Genomic DNA, 7,004 nt, shown 5'->3' on the forward strand with positions numbered 1-7,004 from the left:
GCCCCGCAGCTTCGGCTGCGGGGCATCGCGGCTTTAACGGCTCACGAACCCGCCGCATAGGCTGACCAGGTGAAACCCGCCCGCGAGCCCGACCTGGACAAGCTCCCGATCCGGATGCTGCACGACCGGGTGCTGGTGAAGACCGAGGCCGGCGAGGGGGAGCGACGCTCCGGTGCGGGCATCCTGATCCCTGCCACCGCCCAGATGGGCAAGCGCCTGGCCTGGGCCGAGGTGGTCGCGATCGGCCAGCATGTGCGCTCCGTGGTCATCGGTGACCGGGTCCTGTTCGACCCCGAGGACCGTTCCGAGGTCGAGGTCAGGGGTACTGAATACGTCCTGCTGCGGGAGCGCGACGTCCACGCGGTGGCGGCCGAGCGCCTCGACGACGGTTCGCCCGGGTTGTACCTGTAACCGGACCTTCACGCAGCGTCGCTGTGTGCGCGCTGAGCGTCAGGTATGGGTTCTGTTTTGATCCGTTCCGGGAACACACCGGGACCCATCCGCAGTTCCACCCACACGCGAATCGCATGCGCGACCGCGGAACGGGGAGGAGAAGCCGATGAGGCAGGAGGACACCACGACGACGAAGCGCGCTGTGCCGGTCCAGGGACGACGAGCCGGTCGGCCCGACGAGAGCGGCGACCCGGACCTGGTCCGGTTCTACCTGGACGAGATCGGCATGACCCCGTTGCTGACCGCCGAGCAGGAGGTCGAGCTCTCCAAGCGGATCGAAGCCGGCCTGTTCGCCGAGCGCCTGCTGGGGGAGTCGGCGGTCAAGGGCGGCAAGCGGTTGACGGTGAAGCGGCGGCTGGAGCTCGAGCAGCTCGCCTCCGACGGCCCGGCAGCCAAGGACCACATGGTCCGGGCCAACCTGCGCCTGGTGGTCTCGGTGGCGAAGAAATTCGCCGGCCGGGACGCGACCTTCCTGGACGTGGTCCAGGAGGGCAACCTCGGGCTGATCCGCGCGGTGGAGAAGTTCGACTACAGCAAGGGCTACAAGTTCTCCACCTACGCCACCTGGTGGATCCGCCAGGCCATTCAGCGCGGCCTCGGTGAGCTCGGCCGCACGGTCCGGCTCCCCGTGCACGTGGTCGAGGAACTGTCCCGCCTCAACCGGCTGGAGCGCACCCTGGGCGCGAGCCTGGGCCGCGACCCCAGCGTCGAGGAACTGGCCGAAGCCTTCGAAGGACCGGTCGACCGCGTCGTGGAACTGCGGCGGATCGGGCGCGCCCCGGTCAGCCTGGACATGAACGTGGGCGAGGACGGCGAGACCCGGATCGCGGACCTGATCAGCGACGACGACGCGGTCGCCGCGGCCGAGATCGCCGAGCACAACGCGATGATGGACACGCTGCGCTCGATGGTGCAGTCGCTGCCGGAGCGCCAGGCGGCGGTGCTGACGATGCGCTACGGGCTGCGTGACGGCAAACCGCGCACGCTGGCCGAGATCGCCGTCCCGCTGGGCATCACGCGCGAGCGGGTCCGCCAATTGGAGAAGGAAGCGCTGGCGACCCTGCGCGGTCCCGACTCGGACCTGGTGGCCTGGGCCGGGTAGGCCCGGCCCGGCACCGCTGGGCAGACTGAACGCCATGAACACAGGGCTCATTAAGGGCGTGCACCCCGAGGCCGGTCGGCCCGCGCTGCCCGCCCCGACGCTCCATCCGGGGGCGGGCACAGTGTCACCGTCGGCCGGCCTCGTCGATGTCGCGAGGCTGATCACCGCTTACTACGCCGAGCACCCCGACCCGGCCGAGCCGTCGCAGCGGGTTGCCTTCGGCACCTCCGGGCACCGCGGCAGTGCGCTGACTCTCAGCTTCAACGACGACCACATCGCCGCGACCAGCCAGGCGATCTGCGAGTACCGGGCCGCGCAGGGCATCGACGGGCCGCTGTTCCTGGCCAAGGACACCCACGCGCTCTCCGAGCCGGCCGCGGCCACCGCGATCGAGGTCTTCGCCGCCAACGGCGTGACGCTGCTGCTGGACAGCCGGGACGGGTACACCCCGACGCCGTCCCTGTCCCGCGCCGTCATCGTGCACAACCGCGGCCGTACGAAGGCCCTGGCGGACGGCGTCGTCATCACCCCGTCGCACAACCCGCCGCAGGACGGCGGCTTCAAGTACAACCCGCCGCACGGCGGTCCGGCCGACACCGACGCCACGGGCTGGATCCAGGACCGGGCCAACGGCCTGCTCGCCTCGGGTCTGGGCCAAGTGCGCCGGATTCCGCTGGCCCAGGCCCGCGCCGCCGACACCACCGGCAGCTACGACTTCCTTGGCCGCTACGTCGCCGACCTGCCGCTCGCCGTCGACCTGGACGCGATCCGTGCCGGCGGGGTGCGGATCGGCGCCGACCCCCTCGGCGGGGCCAGCGTCGCGTACTGGGCCGAGATCGGGGACCGCTACGACCTCGACCTGACGGTGGTGAACCCTCTCGTCGATCCGACCTTCCGGTTCATGACCAGGGACTGGGACGGCAAGATCCGGATGGACTGCTCCTCGCCGTACGCGATGGCTTCGCTGATCGCGGCCCGGTCGAGCTACGACATCGCCACCGGCAACGACGCCGACGCCGACCGGCACGGGATCGTCACCCCGGACGGCGGGCTGCTGAACCCGAACCACTACCTCGCGGTGGCGATCGACTATCTCGTGGGCCACCGGGCCCGTTGGCCGGCCGCGGCGGCGATCGGCAAGACGCTGGTGTCCTCCGCGATGATCGACCGGGTCGCGGCTGCGCTGGGCCGCGCGGTGATCGAGGTGCCGGTCGGCTTCAAGTGGTTCGTCGCCGGCCTGGCCGAGAGCTCGCTGCTGTTCGGTGGCGAGGAGAGCGCGGGTGCCTCCTTCCTGTGCAAGGACGGCTCGGTCTGGACCACGGACAAGGACGGCCCGCTGCTCTGCCTGCTCGCCGCCGAGCTGCAAGCGGTCACCGGGTCGTCGCCGAGCGAGCGCTACGCCGAGCTCACCGCTAAGTTCGGCGATCCGGCCTACGCCCGTATCGATGCACCCGCGACCCCGGCACAGAAGGCCGTGCTCGGGAAACTGACGCCGGATCAGGTAACCGCGACGGAATTGGCCGGCGAGCCGATCCTGGAGCGGTTGACCAAGGCCCCCGGCAACGGCGCGGCCATCGGGGGGCTGAAGGTCACCACCGAGAGCGGCTGGTTCGCCGCTCGCCCGTCCGGGACCGAGGACGTGTACAAGATCTACGCCGAGTCCTTCCTGGGCCCGGACCACCTGGCCCGGATCCAGGCCGAGGCGCGTGAGGTTGTCCAGGCCGCGCTGGGTGGGGCATGAGCTTCTCTGACAACGCCGTGGCCGAGCAGGTCGTCCTACTGACCCCGGACGGCACCCCGTGCGGCGTGGCGGACAAGGCAAGCGTGCACGGCGAGGTGACGCCCTATCACCTGGCCTTCTCCTGCTATCTCTTCGACGGCGACGGCCGGTTGCTGGTGACGAGGCGGGCGCTGGACAAGGCGACCTGGCCGGGGGTGTGGACCAACAGTTGCTGCGGGCACCCGGGCCCCGGCGAGAAGCCAGCCGACGCAGTTGTGCGCCGGCTCGCCCAGGAACTCGGGCTGACCGCGGCGAACCTGACCCTCGCACTGCCGGAGTTCTCCTACCGGGCCAGCTTCGCCGGGGTCGAGGAGTACGAGCTGTGCCCGGTGTTCCTGGCCCGTTCGGACGCCGAGCCCGCGCTTGACCCGGACGAGGTCGCCGAGGCCGAGTGGTGGGCATGGCCGGAGTTCGTCGCGGCCGCGGCCGCGGTGGACAGCACGATCTCGCCGTGGGCCCAGGAGCAGGTCCGGGCGCTGGTCGCCGGGGGACATGTGGAAGCGTTTCTCGCCGGCGCGCACGCCGGTGCGGCACAGACGGAGGACTGATGGGGCAGGGATCGTTCGAGGGCCGGGTCACGCTCATCACCGGCGCGAGCCGCGGGATCGGGTTCGCGGCCGCGGAGGAGATCGTCGGCCGCGGCGGCAAGGTGACCATCACCGGTCGGGACGCCGACGCGCTCGCCGCTGCGGTGAAGGAGCTCGGCGGTTCCGCTGTCGCTCTCGGGGTGGCCGGCAAGGCCGACGACGCCGATCACGCCCGCGCCACCGTCGACGCGACGATCGCCGCGTTCGGCCGCCTCGACCACTTCGTGGCCAACGCCGCCGTCAACCCGGTGTACGGCCCGATCCTGTCGGCTCCGCCGGCGGCAGTCCGCAAGGTGTTCGAGGTCAACATCATCGGCGCCATCGAGTGGATCCGCCTGGTGCACGAGGCGTGGATGGCCGAGAACGGTGGCTCGATCGTCACGATGTCCTCGGTGACCGGCCTGGGTGCCAGCCCCGGCCTCGGGGTGTACGGCATCAGCAAGGCTGCGCTGATCGCGCTCACCGAGCAGCTGTCGGTGGAGCTGGCCCCGACGATCCGGATCAACGCGATCGCGCCCGGTGTGGTGAAGACGAAGTTCGCCGAGGTGCTCTACGCCGGAGACGAGGAGGCCGCGGCCGCGCCGTATCCGCTCAAGCGCCTCGGCATTCCGTCCGACATCGGCTCGGCGGTCGCCTTCCTGCTCTCCGACGACTCGGCCTGGATCACCGGGCACACCCTCGTCGTCGACGGCGGCGTCACCGTGCCGCTCGGAGACATGCACCAGCACTGACGGCAGTACTGACGGCAGCGCTAACGGAAGCACTGACGGCAGCACTGACGGCAGCACTGACGGCGGCCGGGTCGGACAGGTTTGCTCAGTCCGGTTCGGTGGGTTCTGGTCGGAGGGCGTCGGCCATTGCCTGCTGGGTGCTCCAGTAGGTGTTCTGGACTACGGTGCGCTCCGGGTCGATCCAGGTTGGGGTCGGAGCCGTGGATGTCGGTCTTCGCCCAGGAAGATGTCCCAGCCCTTGTGGTGCACGGCGTCGTGGTGGTGGGCGCAGAGCAGGGCGAGGTTGTCCAGGTCGGTCGGGCCGAGGTCTAGCCAGGGCCGGAGGTGGTGGGCGACGCAGAATTCCGAGGGTCTGGTGCAGCCGGGCCAGAGAAATTTCACTGGCGCAGCCGACGTCGCGGGCGCAGATCGCGACCCATTGGGTGGGGGTGATGGTGCGCTTGCGCCGGCCCATCTCCGTGGCGCGCGCCAGCGGTCCATCACGACGCCGAAGACCTCGGCGTCGCACGCCAGACGGCGCACTGCCTGAGCGGAGAGGGACTCACCTGAGCCGGTGACGCCGAACCCTTGCCCGGTGCGCAGCGCGTCGATCGAGGCGGTGATGACCAGGTGGGGCCGTTCCCCGCGGGCGCGGGGCAGGCGGCCCTTGCGCAGCGCCTGCGCGACGATCTCCATCATCGCGTCGGCGCGGCGGAGGCCAGGGACGCGGGCGTCCCTCGCGCCGTCGACCGCGGGGACGGGGACGGAGAGCGCGGACATCGCGGCTTTGACCAGAGCGATGTTCTCGTCGGTCTCGCGCCAGGCGATGGTCTGGGTGCCGTCGTGGTGGTTACGGATGTTCAGACCGCGCCGGCCCTTGGCGCCCTCTTCGCGGGGCTCGACCCCGTCGGGGTCGATCATGGCGTCGATGACCTTGCCCAACTTGCGCAGGTCGTCGCCGTGCAGATGGGAGGCGTGCTCGAGCAGGTAGGCCTGGGCCGCGTCCTTCTGCTCGGTGGTCGCGATCTTGGGCAGGGCCTCGACGGTGGCGTGGATCGCGGAGGCCTGCGCGTAGTTGATCCGGGCTTCGCCGAGTGCGGCACCGATCTCGGAGTAGCCGTCCTTGAACCCTGCGGCCAGGCGCACACGCTCCTTGGCCGCCCGCGGGGTGATGTGCAGCAATTGGGTCAGCCACGCGCGGGTCGAGGTCGCGCCGGTGGAGTCCGGGACACTGCGCTCGGCGGCGGCGCTCACCGCCTGGACCGACATCGACGCACTGTCGACTCCACCCGATGCAGGCAGCGGGTCACGTCCACAATGTCGGAGTCCGCGAGGCGCCAGGAGTTCTCGGCCAACAGCTTGCGGCAGGCCGAGGCAACGGACTCCAGGTCCGCGAAAGCCTCCACCAGGTCCCCACCCATGCCCTCAAGGTAGAGGGCACCACTGACAGTTCCATCTGGTCACGGCAGCCACTGAAAACCCTGCTGTAACAGGAGTCTGACGACCAATCAGGCGATCGGCGAGAGCCTCACGTCTGGCGATTCGCCTCGCGGATCAGGGCTCGGCCGTAGCGGTCAATGAAGTGCGACTGGATACCGCGCGCCACCGGACCGAACAGCCGGACCACCACATCGCCGGGCCGGGTGAAGGCGGTGACGGTCAGCCAGATCGCGTCGTCGTCGTCGAGGGTGAGAATAAACGATTCCTCGCCGGACTCGGGATGGCCCGGCAAGGTGCCGTAACCGAATCCGCGCCGGCGGGGCTCGTCGACCGTCCAGACCACCCGGCAGGGAATGGCGAGTCCGATTGGACGACCCAGCGCGAGCACGACGGTGCGACCGACCTCGGCCGGCCCGTTGGTGGCAACCCGAAGTCCGGAGCCGGACTGCATCCGCCAGGCGCTCAGCGCGGACGAGGCCTGCTCGAACGTCGCGGAACCGTCGCCGATGCGGGTGCGACGGATCAGGTGGTGGTAGCCGGCAGGCAGCGTCCCCGCGGTGGCACCGACCTCCGGGTAGGTGAACGCCGCGCCCTCGTACTGCGCGAGGAGCGACTTCGGGCCACGGGTCAGGCGCACGCCGCCATTGTGTGCGGTAGTGCTCAGCCGGGGACGGTCCGGCCGAGGTGATCGGTTAGCGCGTCCGGCCCCGGCATCTCGGTGCCGGTGGCCAGCGCCGTGTGTGCCAGATTCTCGAAGACGATGTGGTTGAGCAGCGCGCGGACCGTCCGGTCGACGTCCGGCGCACGCGTTACGCGACCACCAGGTGACGGCCGAGGGACTCCGGGGCGCTGGCCGGCCCCGCCCGTGGCCCCGGGTCCGGCCAGCTCCGTCGAGCGGTCGCGTACACCGATGCGCTGGCCGGGTCCGCTCT

General features: G+C 70.6%; 9 protein-coding genes. 5 read left to right on the forward strand and 4 right to left on the reverse strand.

Going from position 1 to position 7,004, the window contains the following annotated elements; all coding sequences use genetic code 11:
- The first annotated feature begins 114 nt into the window (after nt 1-114).
- The 5 genes from H0X00_RS19975 (at nt 115) to H0X00_RS19995 (ending at nt 4,653) form a co-directional block, all read left to right on the forward strand.
- Nucleotides 115-411, forward strand: a complete 297-nt coding sequence (locus H0X00_RS19975) for a co-chaperone GroES (protein ID WP_367186707.1) — start codon at nt 115-117, stop codon at nt 409-411.
- Nucleotides 412-559: 148 nt separating this feature from the next.
- Nucleotides 560-1,555 carry a sigma-70 family RNA polymerase sigma factor gene (locus tag H0X00_RS19980; protein ID WP_293774226.1) on the forward strand — a complete coding sequence of 332 codons (996 nt, stop codon included), beginning with the start codon at nt 560-562 and terminating at the stop codon, nt 1,553-1,555.
- Between the two features lie 34 nt (nt 1,556-1,589).
- Nucleotides 1,590-3,296: a phosphoglucomutase (alpha-D-glucose-1,6-bisphosphate-dependent) gene (gene pgm, locus H0X00_RS19985; RefSeq protein WP_293774227.1), complete on the forward strand. Its 1,707-nt coding sequence runs from the start codon at nt 1,590-1,592 to the stop codon at nt 3,294-3,296.
- Nucleotides 3,293-3,883, forward strand: coding sequence for an isopentenyl-diphosphate Delta-isomerase (gene idi / locus H0X00_RS19990; protein WP_293774228.1), 591 nt, complete (start codon nt 3,293-3,295; stop codon nt 3,881-3,883). The genes pgm and idi overlap by 4 nt, the downstream gene beginning before the upstream one ends.
- A complete protein-coding gene (locus tag H0X00_RS19995; RefSeq protein ID WP_293774229.1) occupies nt 3,883-4,653 on the forward strand; it encodes an SDR family oxidoreductase in 771 nt (256 codons plus the stop codon). The genes idi and H0X00_RS19995 overlap by 1 nt, the downstream gene beginning before the upstream one ends.
- 159 nt (nt 4,654-4,812) lie before the next feature.
- Here the strand turns inward: H0X00_RS19995 and H0X00_RS20000 are convergent, their stop codons facing one another.
- The 4 genes from H0X00_RS20000 to H0X00_RS20015 all read right to left on the reverse strand — a co-directional run.
- The gene (locus H0X00_RS20000) at nt 4,813-5,901 is read right to left on the reverse strand and encodes an HNH endonuclease signature motif containing protein (protein WP_293774231.1); all 1,089 of its coding nucleotides are present in this window, start codon (nt 5,899-5,901) and stop codon (nt 4,813-4,815) included.
- Nucleotides 5,883-6,053, reverse strand: coding sequence for a hypothetical protein (locus H0X00_RS20005; protein ID WP_293774232.1), 171 nt, complete (start codon nt 6,051-6,053; stop codon nt 5,883-5,885). Before H0X00_RS20005 ends, H0X00_RS20000 begins: the two co-directional genes overlap by 19 nt.
- A gap of 107 nt (nt 6,054-6,160) precedes the next feature.
- Nucleotides 6,161-6,709: a DUF1990 family protein gene (locus H0X00_RS20010; RefSeq protein WP_293774234.1), complete on the reverse strand. Its 549-nt coding sequence runs from the start codon at nt 6,707-6,709 to the stop codon at nt 6,161-6,163.
- A gap of 23 nt (nt 6,710-6,732) precedes the next feature.
- A partial coding sequence (locus H0X00_RS20015; RefSeq protein ID WP_293774235.1) for a hypothetical protein occupies nt 6,733-7,004 on the reverse strand: 272 nt, incomplete at its 5' end.

Origin of the sequence: Sporichthya sp. (assembly GCF_013815995.1) — a bacterium.
Classification (GTDB): domain Bacteria; phylum Actinomycetota; class Actinomycetes; order Sporichthyales; family Sporichthyaceae; genus Sporichthya.